This window comes from Ruminococcus flavefaciens ATCC 19208, from assembly GCF_000518765.1.
Taxonomy (GTDB): Bacteria; Bacillota; Clostridia; order Oscillospirales; family Ruminococcaceae; genus Ruminococcus; species Ruminococcus flavefaciens.
Window position 1 is genome coordinate 172448 of sequence record NZ_JAEF01000015.1, and the last position, 21032, is coordinate 193479.

At 40.5% G+C, this 21032-nt stretch carries 11 protein-coding genes; 8 read left to right on the top strand and 3 right to left on the bottom strand.

Annotation, left to right across the window (positions count from 1 at the left end; translation table 11 throughout):
• Positions 1-61: 61 nt before the first annotated feature.
• The 3 genes from L870_RS0104255 to L870_RS18925 form a co-directional block, all read right to left on the bottom strand.
• A complete protein-coding gene (locus tag L870_RS0104255; protein WP_028517079.1) occupies positions 62-1288 on the bottom strand; it encodes a hypothetical protein in 1227 nt (408 codons plus the stop codon).
• A 9-nt stretch (positions 1289-1297) separates the two neighbouring features.
• Positions 1298-1870 carry an RNA polymerase sigma factor gene (locus tag L870_RS0104260; protein ID WP_242836483.1) on the bottom strand — a complete coding sequence of 191 codons (573 nt, stop codon included), beginning with the start codon at positions 1868-1870 and terminating at the stop codon, positions 1298-1300.
• Between the two features lie 388 nt (positions 1871-2258).
• Entirely contained in the window at positions 2259-4595 is a 2337-nt protein-coding gene (locus tag L870_RS18925; RefSeq protein WP_155250143.1) for a glycoside hydrolase family 11 protein, read from the bottom strand.
• Positions 4596-5388: 793 nt separating this feature from the next.
• Between L870_RS18925 and L870_RS16605 the strand changes: the two genes are divergently transcribed.
• The 8 genes from L870_RS16605 to L870_RS0104305 all read left to right on the top strand — a co-directional run bounded on the left by L870_RS16605 (position 5389) and on the right by L870_RS0104305 (position 21005).
• Entirely contained in the window at positions 5389-12591 is a 7203-nt protein-coding gene (locus L870_RS16605; protein WP_037271124.1) for a leucine-rich repeat protein, read from the top strand.
• A 342-nt stretch (positions 12592-12933) separates the two neighbouring features.
• Positions 12934-14352 carry a GGDEF domain-containing protein gene (locus L870_RS0104275; protein WP_051411408.1) on the top strand — a complete coding sequence of 473 codons (1419 nt, stop codon included), beginning with the start codon at positions 12934-12936 and terminating at the stop codon, positions 14350-14352.
• A 109-nt stretch (positions 14353-14461) separates the two neighbouring features.
• On the top strand, positions 14462-14662 hold the full coding sequence (locus L870_RS0104280) for a hypothetical protein (RefSeq protein ID WP_028517082.1): 201 nt from the start codon (positions 14462-14464) through the stop codon (positions 14660-14662).
• Between the two features lie 427 nt (positions 14663-15089).
• Positions 15090-17645 (top strand): glycoside hydrolase family 11 protein, encoded by a 2556-nt coding sequence (locus L870_RS19215; RefSeq protein ID WP_051411409.1) that lies wholly within the window; start codon positions 15090-15092, stop codon positions 17643-17645.
• A gap of 280 nt (positions 17646-17925) precedes the next feature.
• Positions 17926-19149 carry a leucine-rich repeat protein gene (locus tag L870_RS18355; RefSeq protein WP_051411410.1) on the top strand — a complete coding sequence of 408 codons (1224 nt, stop codon included), beginning with the start codon at positions 17926-17928 and terminating at the stop codon, positions 19147-19149.
• A 176-nt stretch (positions 19150-19325) separates the two neighbouring features.
• Positions 19326-20048 carry a TraX family protein gene (locus L870_RS0104295; RefSeq protein ID WP_028517083.1) on the top strand — a complete coding sequence of 241 codons (723 nt, stop codon included), beginning with the start codon at positions 19326-19328 and terminating at the stop codon, positions 20046-20048.
• A 421-nt stretch (positions 20049-20469) separates the two neighbouring features.
• A complete protein-coding gene (locus L870_RS0104300; protein WP_028517084.1) occupies positions 20470-20811 on the top strand; it encodes a hypothetical protein in 342 nt (113 codons plus the stop codon).
• Positions 20812-20825: 14 nt separating this feature from the next.
• On the top strand, positions 20826-21005 hold the full coding sequence (locus L870_RS0104305; RefSeq protein ID WP_028517085.1) for a hypothetical protein: 180 nt from the start codon (positions 20826-20828) through the stop codon (positions 21003-21005).
• The last annotated feature ends 27 nt before the right edge of the window (positions 21006-21032 follow it).

The following is a 21032-nucleotide window of genomic DNA, read 5'->3' on the forward strand; positions in this document are numbered from 1 at the left end:
TTTTTCCTTTCTGTAATGCAATACTATATTGCTGATCATATTTATCCTTTTATTTATCATTTCAGTCCGATGTGACATTCAATAAAGACCACTTGTTGGCCTTAAAATCTCTTACTACACCGTATTTTACCGTAACGGTACTGCCGTCAGTAAGATCAATATAATTCTTTTCAGCTGTAAACGCACATTCGCTTACATTGTAAACAATTGCTTTTTCATACGGCAGCGGTTCAAGCTCATGCTTTTCCCGTCCCAGAAGCCTGTAAAGCTTGCCGTCATATGTGATGTACGAATATGCGTGATCGACCACGATACCTTCGGGAGATGAGCCTGAGGAGAACTCATCGCCAAATACATCGCTTTCTATAATCGAGCTGCACATCACAGAGTAAAAACGTTCCTTCAAGGTCTGTATATCGGGGTATACATCAGGATCTACCTGTCCGTATTCCAGAAGCCTGTTAAACACTCCATCACCTGACGGAGTTGCCATTTTGTGGGTAACAGTTATAGTACTGCCCTCAATAACAGGAAGTTTTACATCTGTGATATTCCTTATGGCATCATAATCTGCGATAAGGCACTCTGCCGTATCAACAAGCTTTTCGTAATCATCTGTGCTCTGTACAGCTGTAGTCTGTATACTTTCACGTGATACAGCCGTCACCGCCGTGGTGACCGCTGTATCTGTCTGAATATCTTCATGAGGCTCATTCGTTTCTGCCTCTGTTGTATCTGCAATAAAAGCAGATGTTATATCCTGTTCCGCTGCTTCATCATTTTTCATTGAAACAGCGGCCACAGCGGGAGTTTTTGCTGTATTATCCTTTGCATCAGTTTCGGCAAGGTGGTCTTCCACGGCTTTTGTGGCCTTTGGTACGGGATAATTGTTTTGGTTTTCAGCCGTTTTTCTTGTCTCATCCGATACAACAGATTTTTCAGAAGAAGGAATTACAGACTCTGTGACGATTTCCGGTGCAGGATCATCAGGGGCGCCTTTTTTCATATTACGCATAAGGCACAGGCTGCTGCCGATACCTCCGAACAATACGGCTGCCGACGCAGCAATGCTTATAATATTCATAAAGCGCGGTCTTGTATATTCCTCAACTCCGCTTACCTCTCCGCTGTGGTCATTGTTTACAGCTTTATCTATATTCAGTTTTCTCTCAACAATAGAGAATATCCTATCCTTTTCTTCATCTGAAAGTACGGGATAGTCCTCTGATATCTTCTCCACTGTCTTCTCATCAATAATTTCATCAAAAAAATCGGTTTTCTCTGACATTTTATCCTCCTATATACTGACACCGATCTCAGTCAGCATTGATCTAAGCCTTTTTCGCGCCCTCACGCTTCTTTTCTGAACTGCGGCAGCAGTCATTGATATAGCATTTCCGATCTCAATAGTTGTTCGGTTATAGTAATACTGCTGAATGATTATGGTCGAATCAGGTTCACCGAGTTCATGCACTTTTTTAAGCAGCAATTCATTTCTCTCGGATCTCTCTGTTTCACGCTCAACGTTTTCAGACGACGCAATTTCGTCGAGGTCATCATCATCGATTGAAACCGTTTTCCCAATGCTTCTGCTAAGACGTCTGTATGTATCTATAGCACGGCGTTTAGCTATAACGCCTATAAAGCCTTTAAGTTCTTCGTTTCGCTTACTTATAGTATCAAAACTTCTGAAGAAATCAAGAAAAACATCACTTACGCATTCCTCTATATCCTCACGGCTACATGAATTTCTAAGCTTGTTTATCACAATAGCGTATACGTAATTGCAATATTCATCAAAAAATGCTCTTCTTGCTTCCGCAGGGGACTTTTTCATCTTTGCTCTGAGTTCCTTGTCAGTCACCTGCATTCCTCCCTTCTGTTTTTATGGGCGATCGCTTCTATAAATAATAATCGCACCCATTTACCACAATCGGACAAAAAAAGGAAAAATTTTTTTACAGCAAAGAGCCGCAAAACGTTCAAACGACCGTGATACGTTATATTCGTGGGATAAAAAAACACAAAAAAATTTCCTCCGCCGACTTATTTTTCACCGACAGAGAAAAGAATTTCTTTTTGTTCTAAAACACTTTTTTTCTTCTCTTCCTATTATAATATACCATAAAAAAGAAAGGACAGCCGTAAAACGACTGCCTTTCAGGGGATATTAAAATTGGAGAAATCTTGATTAAAGTGTGCCGACCACCGATCAGATGATCGGCACGATAGTTTATCGGTCTATTAGTAAGTTAAGATCAAACACGTGTGTGGATCTGTCCGCCTGCAAGAGTCTTGCCCTTTGCAGCTGCAAGATCAGAGATGTTTACGTTCTGGTAACCATTCTGTGCGAGCCATGGGAGAACCTCTTCCATAGCTGCTGCTGTTGTAGCATAGTTCTCGTGACAGAGTACGATAGCACCCTCAAGTGAGCCGTTCTGAGCAGCCTGCTTGATTGTGTTTACGATCTGATCCTTAGATGCGCCGTTCCAGTCCTGAGTGTCGATTGCACAGCTGATAAGCGGTACATCGTAGAGAGCTGACTTAACCTGTCCGCCGCCATCGAGATATGGAAGTCTCATGAGGTGTGAAGGCTCAGCACCGATGATGCTCTTGAGCTTGCTGTTGCACTGCTCCCACTCGCTTCTGATCTGCTGTGAACCAAGTGAACCCAGTGACTGATGTGACTTTGTATGGTTAGCTACTTCCATACCGTTCTGGTACTCGTACTTGACCTGATCGTTTGTCTTGATCCAGTCACCTACGATGAAGAATGTAGCTGTCATGTTGTTCTTGATAAGAGCGTCAATGATTCTGTAACCCGGATCTGACTTGCTTGTAGCTGATGCACCGTCATCGAATGAGATAGCGCAGAGCTTCTTGCCAGCCTGTACGCCGCCGCCCTGAGGCTGACCGCCGTTGTTCTGCTGACCCTGATTCCAGTCATTGTTCTGGTTGCCCCAGTTGTTCCAGTCATTATTCTGCTGACCCTGGTTGTTCCAGTTCCAGTTATTGTTGTTCCAGTCATTGTTTACAACGCCGTTCCACTGGTTGTTGTTCTGGTTATTCCAGTCCCAACCCTGGTTCTGGTTCCACTGATTGTTGTTCTGGTTGTTCCAGTCCCAGTTGTTCTGCTGCTGACCCTGATTATTCCAGTCCCAGCCCTGATTCTGGTTCCACTGGTTATTGTTGTTCCAGTCATTGTTCTGGTTCCACTGGTTATTATTGTTCCAATCGTTGTTCTGGTTCCACTGGTTGTTATTGTTCCAGTCGTTATTCTGGTTCCAGTTATTCTGATTGTTCCAATCCCAACTCTGGTTGTTCCAGTCATTGTTTACAACGCCGTTCCACTGGTTGTTATTCTGGTTATTCCAGTCCCAAGTATTATTCTGGTTCTGGTTGTTCCAGTCCCATGACTGATTGTTCCAGTCATTGTTCTGCTGGCCCCAGTTGTTCCAGTCATTGTTCTGGTTGCCCCAGTTGTTCCAGTCATTGTTCTGCTGACCCTGGTTATTCCAGTCCCAGCTCTGATTGTTCCAATCATTGTTTACAACACCATTCCACTGGTTGTTGTTCTGATTGTTCCAATCCCATGTATTATTCTGCTGACCCTGGTTGTTCCAGTCCCAAGACTGATTGTTCCAGTCGTTGTTCTGCTGACCCCAATTGTTCCAGTCATTGTTCTGCTGCTGACCGCCCCAATTGTTCCAGTCATTGTTCTGCTGACCCCAATTGTTCCAGTCGTTATTCTGCTGCTGACCGCCCCAATTGTTCCAGTCATTGTTCTGCTGCTGACCGCCCCAATTGTTCCAGTCGTTGTTCTGCTGCTGACCGCCCCAGTCATTTGACTGCTGGCCGCCACCGCCGCCTGCACCTTCTGTAACAGTTACACTCTTTACATTAGCGGAACCATTTGATCTGTAGCCTTCAATATTGAGTGATACCTCGTAAAGTGTACCTGACATATCGAGACCAGCCTTTTCCCAAGCCTCGAAATGCTTTGATACGTCGATAGTACCCTTCATGTAGTTTGTCTGGTTATTAGCCGAACCACTCTGTGTACGAACGCTCCAGTACTGTGGGAATGTTGCTGTACCATCAAGTGATGGCTGATTATAACGCATTGACTTGCGTATATCATATGTATTGCCGTTAAGAGTTACTGTACCCTTATTCTCACCGTCATTTCCGGGTGGTCTCCAGTCGCCCCAGCCTTCTACGATATAGTACTCCATGAGAGGATTTCTTGTCCATCCGTATACACACATATACGAATTTCCTCTTGGTGTGTACTCAACATCGTATGTAAGAACGATATTTCCGAAAGCCTTGTAATTTTTCTTCTGGCTGTCGTAATTCTTACCCATACGTGCAAGGAAGTTTTCAATATTGCTCCATGAGCAAGTAAATGAACCTGCACCCGGGTTCATTGAAACCTGACCCTGACCGTTCTGATTCCACATTTCGTAGTCGTATCCGCCGATATTACCTCTTGTCTGCTGATCAGCAGCTGAAGCAACAGCAGGGATACTTGCTGCGATCATCATTGCAGAAGCGCCTGCGCTAATGATCTTTTTGAGTTTTGTAAGCTTCATTCTTAATCACTCCTTTGTTTTTTTACAAAAATAATAAGTAATTTCAGAATTAAGTAATTTCCCTGTTTGGTGCTTTCTTTATGTCATAATTATATTTCTTGGCAATATATTTTACAAGTCATTTTTTGCCCTAATAGTTCAAACTAATCAAAAATTGCTATCGGATATGCATATCTCTACGGCGTAAACAAGCCCAAAACAACGTATCTACTTACAATAGTTAACCAAAAGGAGCTGTTTTACAAGATGTAAAAAAATACTTAAAAAAAACAAAACATAATATTATTTTTATCTTTTAACATAGAAATTTTACCATATTATTGTTCTTTTATAAGATTCGGACAAATAAATGCATTTTGCAGTTTGTACAAAAAAATCCTGAAAGTATTATTTTTTTCATACGCTTCTCTTTTTTCACGAAGATCAGAGCCTATGATTTTTGAAAAACGAGTCTGCATAATACACAAATCGCACAGATAAAATTCATCAAAAATGCCAATCGGGATTTTTTAACGCTGCTGCGTTATTTTCAGCTTTTCATTTTATGATTTAACAGCCGTATTTCATCACTGCTCTCTTTCGATACAGAAAACTATTCATTTCATATTTCACCACAAAAGCCTATTTATAGCTTTTCGACAAGTTGTATATCATACAAATTCAAACGTGGTTTGTTAACTTTTTTCTTATATTATATTGACTATTCGTATAAAATACGATATAATTTACGTAAATTGTGAGATTAAGTTCACACAATTGGTTTTATCCTAATTTTTATGTAAGGAGTGGTAAAATGTTCAAACGAACCATTGCTATTGCACTAAGTGCTGTCTTATGTGCATCGGCGGTCACTTCAGGTTCTTATCCGGGGCTTTATCAAAAAGGCTCGGGAGGAAGCAGTTCGGCTGATGTCAATGCTTCCGATGCAGAACTGAAGGCGACAAACTCTCTTGGAAAATATTTCCAGGAAACAATCGAAGACAAAAACAAAGTCCAAAAACTATCATTCAAAAACGACTTAATTGAAGGACAATTTGAGATCACAGCTCTTGATTTTGATCCCCAAACAGGAGATATCCATGTCTTTTCTACTCAGTCTGAAAGTTGTACAGTAGAAGTCGATTTCTTTGATGATGAGTCCAACAAGCTGATCACATCAACTCAGATCAACGTTGAAAAAGGAGAAGTCATTGAAAGCGTAGGTCATATTGATACTCTGCTTCTTCCTGAATACTTCGTTGTCAAAGCTCATCTTCTTGACAGATTTGGCACAAGACTCTGCGCTGATTATACCAGAACACAGTATACAGAAAAGGTACACGAGTTCATCGCCACAGACATCAATGATTTCGACTCGGATAAGGTAGTTAACTTTGATGAAAGTGAAAATACCAACTTTATCGTTCTAAGCGACGATACAGTCAAGGTCGATGTTTCTGAAGACAAGAATCAGCTCATTTCCGTTGACTATGACAATAACATCTATAAATTTGAAAACGCAGATGAAATCCTTCTCAATGTGGAAAATGGTCAGTATCTCTACTGTCAGCCTAACGAAGAGGATATAATTGCTATCAAAGTAAATGATATCAGCACCAAAAACAACATAACAACTATTAAAGGTAACAATGATATACAAGAGATGTTTGATTTCGTAAAATTCGAATCTGTTTCAACTGTTGCTGATGGTGTTGTTGATAATTCAGATACAGGTATCGGCTATGAAATTCAGAAAAGCGAGGACGGCTCAGATGATAAGATAGTAGTTGATTCGGATGATCTTGCATATCATATTACTCAAGAAATGCAACAATATAACGAATATAATTACAGTGACACCGTAACAGGAATAGTTTCTGATAGTTTCCCTTTACAATTTGGACCAGATAACGCCAATATTAAGATAACTCCTTCTGCAACTATCAAATATTCGCTGACCGTAAATTTCTATCAGGACTGTTTGGATGTAAATGTTGAATTTGATTTGAAATTAGAATCAGAGCTTTCTATATCTATAGCTCTAACAGGAACTGGTGCATTAGTTACAGACAAAGCAGAAGAAGATGGTATCAAGCTTTTTGGCATCACTGTCGCTACATCTATCCCTGGACTTACAGTTCCAATAACAGTAAAATTTGTTTTTGAAATAAAAGGTGAATTAAAAGTGTCATATAAAGCCACTGTTGAAATTGGCTTCTACTATGATAATGATAATGGACTAACTAAGATAGGTCTGTCTTCAGGAACCTGTACCGATGTCAAAATATCTGGTACTATATACTTTGGACTAAAAGTTAGCCTCGGATGTGCGATAATAGATGAAGATCTTGCTTCAATATCAATGTTCGGAAAATTTGGAATACAAATAACAGGTCATCTATGCGATGACACAGCAGGAAAAAACAAAGCGAATATAACAGGAACCAAAAATATATTATGTACTTCAAGTATGTCAGGTGATTCAATACACGCCTGCGATACCTGTATAACTGGTGAAATTTCACTTGTTGGTTCTTTTGGCCTTGACATTAAGCTCCTTGACAAACTTCCTATTTTAAAATTTTCTAACAGTATTACTTTATTATCGTACTCTGACAAAGCAGGTGATTATCATCTTTCACTTGGTGAATTTGATCCATCTGCTGAAACTATTGATCCAGAGAACGATTCAAACTGGTTATCTTCATCCCTTTCAAAACTACAGTTAAATCTTCTCTCTGAATGCCCTATCAAAGCATACCAAATTACAATAGATCCTCAAATCACACGTGAAACTATAAGTGCTGATGGAACCCCAAGAGAAACAACTGTTCCCAAAAATCAGCTTTCAATAAAAATTGACGACGTTACAATACCTTCGGGAAAAAGAGTCTATTGTAAAGGTGCAGTTGACGGTAAAGGCAAGTCATACACTGCTTATGTAACAGTTGACGGAAAAACTTTCCATGAAGACTTTGACGTTTATTATTCAAGCAAAACAGTTACCGTCTCAGGTACAATAACTGTAAACGAAGACGGCGGTGTAATTTCATCACAAGATAACAATGACAATAATAATAGCGGAGAACCTGTTTCACCTCCTGCAACAACGCAGCAAGTATTCCCTTCTGCTTCAAGCGGAAGTAAGCCTGCAAATCCTAAGCCTGCTCCGAGAACGATAGAATCAATACAGCTTGGCGACCACATTACAGGTACTATTTACGATAATGGGTATCTTAATATTTATGGCTACGGCGATATGTATGATTTCAACTCACCTGCTTTCTCACATGGAGCAATGGTAAAGCAGATCTTTTTCCAGGATAAAGCACCTGAAGAAGATCTCTTTATCACAAGCATAGGAAATCACGTATTTGACGGCTTTACTTCACTAAATAATTCGACTTGTACACATGGTGTTAAACCAACAGAGGATATACTCCTCCTTCCTGAGCACCTTAAAAGGATAGGAGCATATGCTTTCAAGGGCTGCTCAGCTATCAAAAATCTTCCTTTAGGCAAGGAGATCGAAAGCATCGGCGAATACGCATTCCAGAACTGTACAGGCATAACAGAGCTTGTTATCCCTGATTCAGTTACAGCTATCGGCAGACTTGCTTTCAACGGCTGTACTGCTCTTACCGATCTCACTCTCCCAATCGCAGCAACAGATAAGAGCTATACTCTCAAGGACGCTGAGATCAATCAGCATTGTTCAGTAGCAGATATGTTCCTTTCTCAGGATTGGAGCTGGACAAATGACGGTATGGACTTCTCCGATTACTCTATTGCAAATATCACTGTAACAGGCGGCGAAGTTATCCCTTCTTATGCATTCTCTCACATGACTACACTGAAGAATATAGACCTCAGCAGCACTTCTATCAGTGCAATAGGAGACTATGCTTTCTGGAATTGTAATAATCTCACAGAAGTCAAGCTTCCAAAGACAGTTACAACACTCGGAAACTATTCATATTACGGAAACCCGATAACTGCTCTTCCTGATAACGGTGCAATTACATCAGCAGGAAATTATGCATTTGGTGAATGCCCAAATCTGAAAAAGGTAACTGTTCCTTCGACATATACATCTTTAGGAAAGGGGGCATTCTACAGTTGTACTAACTTAACAGACCTCACTATCCCAAGTTCTGTTACATATATGGGTAATCTCATATTTAACGGTTGTACTTCTCTTGTAAATCTTGAAATACCATATGCAGCAACTTCCAAGAGCTGTTCAGACGCAGAAGGCAAAATTGACCAGCACTGCTCGGTTTCAGATCTATTCCTTGCTCAGGATTGGAGTTGGACAAATGATGGCATGGACTTCTCCGACTACTCCATCTCAAACATCACTGTAACAGGCGGATACAGAATACCAGACTATGCTTTCTCAAATATGACCACTCTTAAGGTGATCGACCTTAGCAAGTCAAAAATATACGATATAAACAGCTATGCTTTCTGGAACTGTAAAAACCTTACAACAATAAAGCTCCCTAAAACAACTATGAATATCGGCGGTCATGCATTCTACAATACCGCTATACCATCTCTTCCTGACAACGGAAAGATAAAGACAATAGGTGAATATGCATTTGCTGACTGCTCAAAGCTTACATTCACTACATTCCCAGCATCATACACATCTATCGGCGCATATGCATTCCAGAATTGTCTTGGAATAAAGAAACTCGTTGTTCCGGCAACAGTTACAACACTTGGTACACAAATGTTCAATGGCTGTACTGCATTGACAGATCTTACTCTCCCATATGCAGCAACAAAGAACAGCTGTGCTCTTACAAGCGGTGCTCTCGATCAGCATTGTTCAGTTGCTGACCTATTCCTCAGTCAAGATTGGAGTTGGGATAATTCAGATATGGAATTTATTCCATCATATAATCTTGAAAAGATCACTATAACAGGCGGCGAAATAATTCCGGCATATGCATTCTCGCACATGACAAGCGTTAAGGAGATCGACCTCAGCGGTACAGAACTTACTGTTATTGGCAAGTACGCTTTCAACGACTGTACTGCACTTGAAAAGATAACTTTACCTGATTCACTTCATACGCTCGGTGAATATGCATTCAGAAACTGCACAGCATTACCTGAGATTACTCTGAATGACGGACTTGATACTATCAGTGGACGTGCTTTCCAGAATTGTGAAAAAATCACATCAATGATAATTCCTGATACAATTACAGTTTTGGGAACACAGATATTCAACGGCTGTACAAAACTTGAAGAATTACAGCTTCCATACGCAGGCACATTAAAAAGCTGTACTTTTTCTGACGGCGAAGTAAATCAGCATTGTTCTGTAGCCGATCTCTTCCTTACTCAGGATTGGAGCTGGCCGAATGACGGTATGGATTTCTCAAACTATGCTATCAGAAAAATCACCATAACCGGCGGTGACAAGATTCCTTCATACGCATTCTCACATATGCAGACTCTTGAAGAGATCGACCTCAGCAATACTTCTATTAATACAATAGGTGATTACGCATTCTGGAATTGCAGTAAACTTGCTGAAATAAAGATACCTGATACTGTTACATCAATCGGCAATTATTCTTACTATGGTACACCAATCACAAAACTTCCTGATAACGGACATATCAAGACAGTAGGCAGTTACGCATTCGCAGAGTGTCAGAACTTCGGCGACATCACTATACCTAAGTCCTATACAAGCTTCGGAAGCTATGCATTCCAGAATTGTAAGGGCATTAAAAAGCTTGTTATACCTCCTACAGTTACATCACTTGGTACACAGATATTCAACGGCTGTACATCACTGAAGGAACTTACTCTTCCATATGCTGCTACAACATTAAAGGGTACTCAGGGTGACGCAGATGTCAACCAGCACTGTTCTGTTGCTGACTTATTCCTTGTACAGAATTGGAGTTGGGAAAATGACAATATGGATTTCTCAACATATGCTCTTACAAAAGTTACTATCACAGGTGGAGATGTAATACCTAAATATGCTTTCTCGGGAATGAAATACCTTGAGGAGATAGATCTCAGCAACACTAAGATAACAACTATAGGAGATGCCGCATTCAACAACTGTGTAAATCTCACAACTCTCAAATTACCTACATCTCTGAAAAACATAAACTCATATGCATTTACAAACTGTGAGTCGATGACAAACTTCGAGCTTCCAAAGAACCTTAGAGTTATCGGAGAATATGCTTTCAAGAATTGTACAGGAATACATACTCTTACTATCCCTGATTCCATAACATCTATGGGAACACTTATGCTTAACGGCTGCACAAAGCTTGAAACACTTACTATCCCATATGCAGGAACAGTAAAGACCTGTACTGATATGGACGGTGACATAAATCAGCACTGCTCAGTTGCCGATCTCTTCCTTTCACAAAATTGGAGCTGGGAAAACGATAAAATGGACTTCTCACCGTATAAGATCGCAAAGATAACTGTTACAGGCGGAGATAAGATACCACAGTATGCATTCTCTGGTATGAAAACTCTCAGAGAAGTCGATATAAACGATTCAGATATTGAACTGATCGCAGATTATGCATTCAACAACTGCCCTGCTCTCAGATATGTTGAGGTACCTGACGGTGTTAACTTCATCAAGACAGGTACTTTCATAGGCGATACAGCAGATGTATATATCTACAGCAAGGATTGCTCTATAGCTGACAAGTCATTTGATGAGCATTACGCAGGCACTATCTACGGCTACGCTGATTCTATTGCAAAGAAATTTGCAGCAGCAAACGAATACAAATTCGTTCCTCTTGACGGAGAAGTTGTTTTAGGTCCTAAGGACATCTCAATGATAGCAGGAGATACCTACACTATCAAATCTGATTATACTAAGCTTGAATACACATCTTCAGACAAGAAGGTGGCAACAGTTGACGAGAACGGTGTTATCAGTGCTATAGCAGCAGGTAAAGCTGTTATCAATGTCAAGGCTTCCGACGGAAAGACCTGCGATATAAACGTAGGTGTAAACGCTCCTGCCAAGACAGTAACAACATCAACTACAACAACTTCAACAGGCAAGACTACAACATCTACCACTTCCACAACTTCAAAGCCAACAACTACAACAAGCAAGACAACTACATCTACCACTTCTACAACATCAAAACCAACAACTACAACAAGCAAGACTACAACATCTACCACTTCCACAACTTCAAAGCCAACAACTACAACAAGCAAGACAACTACATCTACCACTTCTACAACATCAAAGCCAACAACTACAACAAGCAAGACAACTACATCTACCACTTCTACAACATCAAAACCAACAACTACAACAAGCAAGACTACAACATCTACCACTTCCACAACTTCAAAGACCACAACTACAACAAGCAAGACAACTACATCTACCACTTCCACAACTTCAAAGACCACAACTACAACAAGCAAGACAACTACATCTACCACTTCTACAACATCAACCACTACAACTTCAACTACATCTGAGACTACAGAAACAACTACTACATCTACATCAACAACTTCTGAGTCTACAGAAACAACTACTACATCCACATCAACAACTTCTGAGTCTACAGAAACAACTACTACATCTACATCAAAAACTTCTGAGTCTACAGAAACAACTACTACATCTACTTCAACAACCTCTGAGTCTACAGAAACAACCACAACAACCACTTCAACAACTTCACAGCCCGAACAGACAACAACTACTACAACTACACAGCCAATAACATATACCCCCGGCGATATCAACAATACAGGTACTGTTGATGCTGTAGACGCTTCACTTATACTCGCTTATTATGCACGCATTTCCACAAATAAGGAAGGCAGCTTCACCGAGGCACAGAAGCTTGCAGCAGATGTAGACGGTGACGGTATGATAAATTCTATTGACGCTTCATATGTTCTTGCATTCTATGTTTACGTTTCAACAACTAAAGAAACTGTCGTGACTATAATAGAATTTATTAAGAAAAAGTAAACTTTTCCGAAAGGAGCTCCCCTATTCTGGGAGCTCTTTTCTTTTCGGACTGATAATCAATGTTATATCGGCTTTTTCGGACATATAAAAATAAAACATCCACTTTTCCTTCACTATTTTTCGCAGGTTGACTTTTTAATTTAATTATGGTACAATAATAAGCACAAAAACGCGTCTTTGTATTATGTATTTTTATACAATTCGCTTAACGCTATATAATATTTACTATAAGGATATAAAAAATAGCAATTTTCAACTCACAATCGCAATTATTGATTAGACTCAATCAGCAGACGCATTTATAATAAAATATAAGCTGTTGCAGCTTCAAGGGGGATCTTTATGAATTCTGACTTCCATTTCTTTTCAGAACATATAAATGCAATGGCAAGTGTTTTTTCAGTTGAAGTATTCCCTGACGGAACTTACGGAAACATACGCCTTGTTACAGGTAATAGTATCTTCTTCAAAAATACGGAAGAAAACCGCAATAAGATCGGCGAACAAGGTATATATAATACCGAGTTTGTCCCGAATCAGCCTTATGAGCATTATATCCCCAAGGACAAGAATTTTGAGGAATTCTGCTATAACAGTGCTATCCGCGGCGAAACGCTGCATACATATATACATCCCGAAAGAATGCCTATTTGGATACATCTGACAGCTTTTCCGCTGAGATCAGACAAGCCAAACATCGGCTACTGTGCATATGTGCAAAGCTTTTCGGAAATGCCCGATTATGAGCTGATGACCAATATTGCTCCGGATATCGCATCAAATGTATTGCAGATATGTATGAAGCTCCGCGGTGCCAATGATTTTATGAGCGCCATAAGCGAGGTCATATCAGATATACGCAGCATAAGCACTGCTGAACGCTGCTGTATCCTTACAACTGATTTCGGACAGAGAAAATGCTCTGTTTTATGCGAAGCAATCAAAGAAAATGCTTCTCTGGCTCCTATGAAGGATTATGTCACTGATGATTTCTTTTCTATTGTTGATACATGGCATGAAACTATTGCAGGCAGTACCTGTGCTATCATAAAGGACGATCAGGACTGGGAAAGGCTCAAAAAGATCAATTCAGTGTGGTATAATTCAATAAAGTCAGGCGGTGTGAATAATATCATACTCTTTCCCCTGAGATACCGCAATGATATACTCGGTTTCATCTGGGCTACTAATTTTGATGTAAGTCAGACGCTGAAGATCAAAGAGACTCTGGAACTGACTACCTATTTCGTAGCTTCCGAGCTGGCTAATCACCAGCTTTTCAACCGCCTTGAAACTCTGAGTTCAAAGGACGTTCTCACGGGAGTTATGAACAGAAATGCCATGAATAACCGCATTGACGGCTTCATTGCAGACAACTCCGATTCCGACGAGCCAGTAGGAATAGTATTCGCTGATCTTAACGGACTTAAACAGGTAAACGACAACGACGGACACTTTGCAGGCGACCTGCTGCTGAAAGACGCCGCCCTCACCTTGCAGAAGCACTTTCCTGAGTATGAAGTTTACCGTGCAGGCGGCGATGAATTCATGGTGCTTGCACTTGAAGCTGACAAAGATGTATTTATAAAAAAGGTCGAACACTTTAAGGAAATGACCTCATCTCCCGACAACGTATGCTTTGCCGCAGGCTGGTGCTACGCTACTGTCGGAACTATAAGAAAAGCCCTTCAAACTGCGGACAGTAATATGTACGCCGATAAGGAGGAGTTTTATAAAAAATATCCTGAAAGAAAAAGATAACCAATTGCATTTAATTTATTCAAAAACTACATTGATCGAAAACCAAAAATCACACTAAGATACCAAGCTTAATCAATTTTTATAATCTACATAATAAGGAGAAATGACAATGTGTATTGAAATGTTCGGTAACCTTAATAATTCATACGACCAAAAAACACCAGATGTAGTTGAATGGGGAAAACAGGAAACCACTGTACGGGGGAAACAGGAAATAAAGAAATTAATGCACGAAGATGACAAAAAACTTATTGCAGAATGCCTTGTGACATTAAAAAGAGTAGAGAGAATAATAGGCGATTTATACTAAAATTTACTACTATTAATACCATTTTCTTTTTCGGTCGATACCACAGTTTTTGAATATTTATTTATAATGGAATTTGAAACACCCGACTTGCACAAAAGTCGGGTGCTTCTTTTTGCTTCAAGATATACGTCTGTATTCTGCCGTTGGCTTTTATATTCATTTTTAATCATTTTTGGTAAAAATATGCGCTTAACTATATTTTAAGTTAAATTCCCCAAATTGCTGTAAACAACATTATTTAAACGAAAAACCGCCAAAAGCAAGAGTAAATTATAGCAATTTATGGTCAGTTATTATTTTAACAGCAATTTTTGGCTTGTATTGCAGATCGTCAAAATACTATAATTATGTACAGATAGACATACGAGCTCGTTTAAATTCTGAGGGATAACTTAATCTAAAAAAAGACTCAGAAGGAGTGAGCGAAGTGAATTTGAAAAAAATCAAAAGGATCATCGGCGCAGGCGCGTCCACAATGATGCTCGCAGCCGCTATCCCTGCTGTTGCTTCAGCTGCTGACCAGCAGACAAGAGGCAATATCGGCGGATACGACTACGAAATGTGGAACCAGAACGGTCAGGGTCAGGTTTCAATGAACCCCGGTGCAGGCTCTTTCACCTGTTCCTGGAGCAACATTGAAAACTTCCTTGCGCGTATGGGTAAGAATTACGACAGCCAGAAGAAAAATTACAAGGCTTTCGGAAATATCGTTCTTACTTATGACGTCGAGTACACACCAAGAGGCAACTCTTATATGTGTGTTTACGGCTGGACCAGAAACCCTCTCATGGAATACTACATCGTAGAAGGCTGGGGCGACTGGAGACCACCCGGAAATGACGGCGAAAACAAGGGTACTGTAACTCTCAATGGCAATACCTACGACATACGCAAGTCTATGCGTTACAATCAGCCATCTCTCGACGGTACAGCTACATTCCCACAGTACTGGAGCGTTCGTACACAGAGCGGTTCGGCTAACAACCAGACTAACTACATGAAGGGCACTATTGACGTATCAAAGCACTTCGAAGCTTGGGAAAAAGCAGGTCTTGATATGTCTGGTACTCTCTACGAAGTATCACTCAATATTGAAGGTTACAGATCAAACGGTTCTGCAAACGTAAAGAGCGTAACTGTTACAGAAGGTGCAGGCGGCGGTCAGCAGACTAATGACTGGAACCAGAATAACGACCAGAATCAGAATAACGACTGGAATCAGGGCAACCAGAATAATGACTGGGGCAATTTTGGTCAGACTAATGACTGGAGCAGCTGGGGTCAAAACAACGACTGGAATAGCTGGGGTCAGAATAACGGCGGCTTCGATTGGAACAGCCAGAATCAGAATAACGGCTGGGACTGGAATAATCAGGGTCAGCAAAATAATGACTGGAATAACAATAACCAGTGGAACCAGAACAATGACTGGAACAGCTGGGGTCAAAATAATGACTGGAATAATCAGAACCAGAACAATACATGGGATTGGAACAATCAGAACAACAACCAGTGGAACGGTGTTGTAAACAATGATTGGAACAACCAGAGCTGGGACTGGAATAACCAGAATAACTGGAATCAGAACAACGGCGGTTTCGATTGGAATAACCAGAATCAGAATAACGACTGGAACAACAATAACCAGTGGAACCAGAACAACACATGGGACTGGAACAATCAGAACAACAACCAGTGGAACGGCGTTGTAAACAACGATTGGAACAATAATAACTGGGATTGGAATAATCAGAATAACTGGAACCAGAACAATGACTGGAGCCAGTTCAGCAACTGGAGCGGTCAGAATAACGGCGGCTTTGATTGGAACAATCAGGGTCAGCAGAACAACGACTGGAACAGCTGGGGTCAGAATAATGACTGGAACAACCAGAACCAGAACAATACATGGGATTGGAACAATCAGAACAACAACCAGTGGAACGGTGTTGTAAACAACGATTGGAACAACAATAACTGGGACTGGAACAACCAGAATAACGGTGGCTTTGACTGGAACAACCAGAATAACGGTGGCTTTGACTGGAACAACCAGAACAACGGCGGAAACATCGACTGGAACGGCATGGCTGGCGGTTTCAACGACACAAACAACACTATCGGTACTGACGCAGGCAACGGCGGTAACGCTACTTCAGGTCTGAACGCTCAGATCAGACAGGATATGCCTACTACAGTTCCCGGCGGTGTTGAGAAGAGCGGTCAGTGCAAGGTCGAGAAGAAAACATATAATTGTAAATTCACAGGCGGACAGAAGAGCTGTAACGTTGTTCTTCCTCCTAACTATAATCCTAACAAGCAGTACCCTGTAATGTATGTGCTCCACGGCATCGGCGGTGACGAGAACAGCATGGTAAGCGGTATGGGTGTTCAGGAGCTCCTTGCAGGTCTTATCTCAGCAGGTAAGGCTGAGGAAATGATCATCGTTCTTCCAAGCCAGTACACAAGCAAGAACGGCAACGGCGGCGGCGGTTTCGGTATCAATCAGGAGACCTGCGAAGCATATGATAACTTCCTCTATGATATCTCTGACAGCCTTATCCCTTATATCGAGGCTAACTACCCTGTAAAGACAGGCAGAGAAAACAGAGCTATCACAGGCTTCTCTATGGGAGGCAGAGAGGCTATCTACATCGGTCTTATGCGTCCTGACCTCTTCGGATATGTCGGCGGTGCTTGCCCTGCTCCCGGTATCACACCCGGCAGCGATATGTTCATGACACACCCCGGTTGTATGCAGGAGAGCGAAATGAAGTTCAGAAACGTTGGTCCTGAACCCGCTGTATTCATGATCACAGGCGGTACAAACGACTCTGTTGTTGGTACATTCCCTAAGCAGTACAGCGATATCCTTACAAGAAACGGCGTTGAACACGTTTACCAGTCAATCCCTGGCGGCGGACACGGCGCTGATTCTGTAAAGCCTCATCTCTATACATTCATGAGATACGCATTTAAATAATAAAATACAGTTTCAAATAAATCCTTTCAAAATACTCAGTTCAAAATATAAAAAACATGAAATAAATACATAGCAAAGGTTCTTATATTTCAAAATGCAAAACGCCGTCCTCAATGGACGGCGTTTCGCTTTTATACAGGCATATGCAGACTAAGCTCCACAGGATAACACGGCAATTATGCCCATGATTTATATTTAATGAAAAAACTTTTTTGCATCTGTTGCTATTTCAGCATGAATATGCTATGATAAATAAAAAGTCATGGGGAGAGATGATATTATGAAAGCTAAAAGAATGACTGCAATGACTCTCGGTGCTGCTATACTGTCAGGAATGTTCCTTCCAACAGCAGTGCCTGCTCATAACCTGCGTTATGCGTCAGCTGCCGACAGCAGCAACAGCGGTACCTGCGGCAAAGATCTCACATGGAAGCTTGACAGCAAAGGTACTCTGACCGTAAGCGGTACAGGAAAAATGGACGAAGCTCTTGATAGGACCCCGTGTCCGTGGAAGGACTTAAAGGACGATATAAAAAAAGTCGTTATAGGCAAGGGCGTCACAAGTATAGGTATGGGAATGTTCAGCTACTGCAATAACCTTACCTCATTATCCCTTCCAAGCACGCTGAAAAACATAGATACTTATTCATTTGTGGGCTGTAAATCCCTTACATCAGTAGTTATCCCCAACGGAGTCACAAATATCGGTTCAAGTGCTTTTTTAAGGTGCGAAAAGCTGAGCAGTATTACCATACCCAAGTCCGTAACATATATCGGTGCTCTTGCGTTTTTGGATACGCCGTGGTTTGAATCTCAGAAAAGTATTGATGATCCTTTCATAATAATAAACGGGCTGCTAGTTTATGTGTACTATGATCTTTCGGGAGATGTGGTCATTCCCTCTTCTGTCAATAAAATATGCGATCAGGCAGTAGAAAGACGTTCGGAAATAACCTCGCTGACCATTCCAGAAACCGTCACCGAAATAGGCTTTAACGCCTTTTTAAGCTGTTCCTCTCTTAAAACGGTGACAATACCTGCATCAGTGAAAGAGATCAAACAACAGGCTTTTTTTAAGTGTGAGTCTCTTGAGGAGATATACATATTTAATCCCGAATGTAAGATCTGTGATAGCTGGGCTACGACCATTTCTAATACTGATGAAGATTTTTCGGGCGTTATCAAGGGTTATAAAGGTTCTACTGCTGAAAAATATGCTGAGAAATTCGGCTATACCTTTAAAGAGTTAGCCAAGCTCGGAGATATAAACAGCGATGAACTAATAAATGCCATAGACGCATCATCAGTACTTGCGTATTACGCACGTATATCCACCGATAAGGACGGAGGATATACCGTTGATCAGGAGCTTGCTGCCGATGTGAATAACGACGGTGCAATAAATGCAATTGATGCTTCGCTGATACTGTCTTACTATGCTTATGCTTCGACTGCTGATAAAGGAGATATAATTTCTCTTGAAAATTATATCAAAAAGAAATAAAATACATTTTTTTAGCTCCGCTTTCATGTCAAAGAGCTTGAGAAAGAAATACGTGAACTCAGCGGAGCTATCTCCATTGCCGAACAGGTTCGCGCTGGCACTTATGTTCAGGAGCTTGTCAGCAAAGAGAACATTCATCGAAACGCTGACGTTCTGCCCAATGGAGTATTTCAGTTATGAGAAAATTGACCGCAACACAAGTAAAGGTCATAGCGATAATAGCTATGACCTTAGACCACATTGCTTTTACTTTCGTTCCATCTGGAACAGCACTGCATTATATCCTACACATGATAGGAAAGACAACGGCTCCTATCATGTGTTACTTTCTCGCTGAAGGTTTCAGATATACGCATGACAGAAAAAAGTATTTCATAAGATTATTATTGTTTGCTACTATAAGTCAGCCTGTATATTATATATATGTATACGGAAGTGTACCCGACAGTGTACTGCGGTTTATATGTAGTCTGAACTTCTTATTTGCGTTGGTGCTTTCGTTCATCTGCTTGCTGATCCTGACGAATGATAAGCTGGACTTTACAGCCAAAGGTATATTAACTGCAATTACAATTTCATTTGCACAGTTTGTGGACTGGGGCTATATAATTCCAATCTGGACTATAATATTTTTCTTTTTCAATAAAGACAGGTGTAAGATGCTGGTTGCATTTATCACAGCAACTATAATAATTCTGCCGATTACATTCTTAAAATACTACGACAGCTTTGCCTCCTTCACTTTCAATTATGGTGCGCTTCTCGCTCTGATACCGATACATCTATATAGCGGTGAGCGTGACCGCAGCAGCACTCCATTGAAAAAGAAAATCAATCGTTGGTTCTTCTATGTTTACTATCCGCTACACATGGTAATGATTTATATAATCGCACCTTGACAAAACGATTAATCAGTGATATACTTTAAGCGTGATATATGCAGTTACTGCTATATCATGTTTGATTGAGTGTGGGAACTCGGTCAATCGATAGACACATAATGTGATTATTAAATCCATTATCGGGATAGTCGAGGTATCCTTGAAGTTCAGCAAGATTCATTGCGATGTCTATACCGTAACCCTGTCGGAGATTATCTTTAGCAGTACACCCTCGTTATGCTATCGATAGACAAATTTGTCTTGAACTTTTCGTTCGTTTTCCAAGCTTTACACCCATCCATATATTATTAAGGCAATTGTTTTAAACAACTGTCTTTTTAAGGTTGTGTGTAAAGCTACTTCAATACTGATTCTATTAAGTCCTTACACTCAATTAATGTATGGACTTTTATTTTTCAATCAGTTTGGAGGTGAATTTATGAAAATCACAAAAACAAATGCGCTGCGCTTATGGACTCAGCATTTCGGAAACAAACAGTTTGCGAAAGACTTTCACGGAAACCTTATGTGTAAATCAGCTTATGGTAATAGTAAGTTCTGCGTTGTAAGGAAAGGAAAGAAAATCTTTTGCGGCTGGAATATACATCATATTTTTCCAAGTTCGATTGGTGGAAAGAATGATGAAGCTAATCTTCTTTGTACTAATATGATAACAAACTCTCTTGCAGGAAATAAGGTTACTTTTCATATTGATGGTAATATTTATCAGGTGCATCGCATTTCAGGAACAAGCAACCATGAAATCAAAAGAGTGAAATGAACAGGAGGATTATTATGTGTAAGAACATCTTTGATTATGATGACGGTGACTTTATCCATTCAATTTCCGACAATATGGCTATCGACTCAGATGGAGATTTTATGATGCGCATGGGCGATAATATGGCTATGGATATGGATACAGGAGATATTCATTTTAATTCATCATGGTCTGATGATGACGATGAGGACTAAATCATAATAACAAGGGGACTGTAGTTT

Coding starts and splice junctions, on each gene's coding strand:
- L870_RS0104255 (WP_028517079.1), bottom strand. CDS start 1,288: ATGTCAGAGAAAACCGATTTTTTTGATGAAATTATTGATGAGAAGACA.
- L870_RS0104260 (WP_242836483.1), bottom strand. CDS start 1,870: ATGCAGGTGACTGACAAGGAACTCAGAGCAAAGATGAAAAAGTCCCCT.
- L870_RS18925 (WP_155250143.1), bottom strand. CDS start 4,595: ATGAAGCTTACAAAACTCAAAAAGATCATTAGCGCAGGCGCTTCTGCA.
- L870_RS16605 (WP_037271124.1), top strand. CDS start 5,389: ATGTTCAAACGAACCATTGCTATTGCACTAAGTGCTGTCTTATGTGCA.
- L870_RS0104275 (WP_051411408.1), top strand. CDS start 12,934: ATGAATTCTGACTTCCATTTCTTTTCAGAACATATAAATGCAATGGCA.
- L870_RS0104280 (WP_028517082.1), top strand. CDS start 14,462: ATGTGTATTGAAATGTTCGGTAACCTTAATAATTCATACGACCAAAAA.
- L870_RS18355 (WP_051411410.1), top strand. CDS start 17,926: ATGAAAGCTAAAAGAATGACTGCAATGACTCTCGGTGCTGCTATACTG.
- L870_RS0104295 (WP_028517083.1), top strand. CDS start 19,326: ATGAGAAAATTGACCGCAACACAAGTAAAGGTCATAGCGATAATAGCT.
- L870_RS0104300 (WP_028517084.1), top strand. CDS start 20,470: ATGAAAATCACAAAAACAAATGCGCTGCGCTTATGGACTCAGCATTTC.
- L870_RS0104305 (WP_028517085.1), top strand. CDS start 20,826: ATGTGTAAGAACATCTTTGATTATGATGACGGTGACTTTATCCATTCA.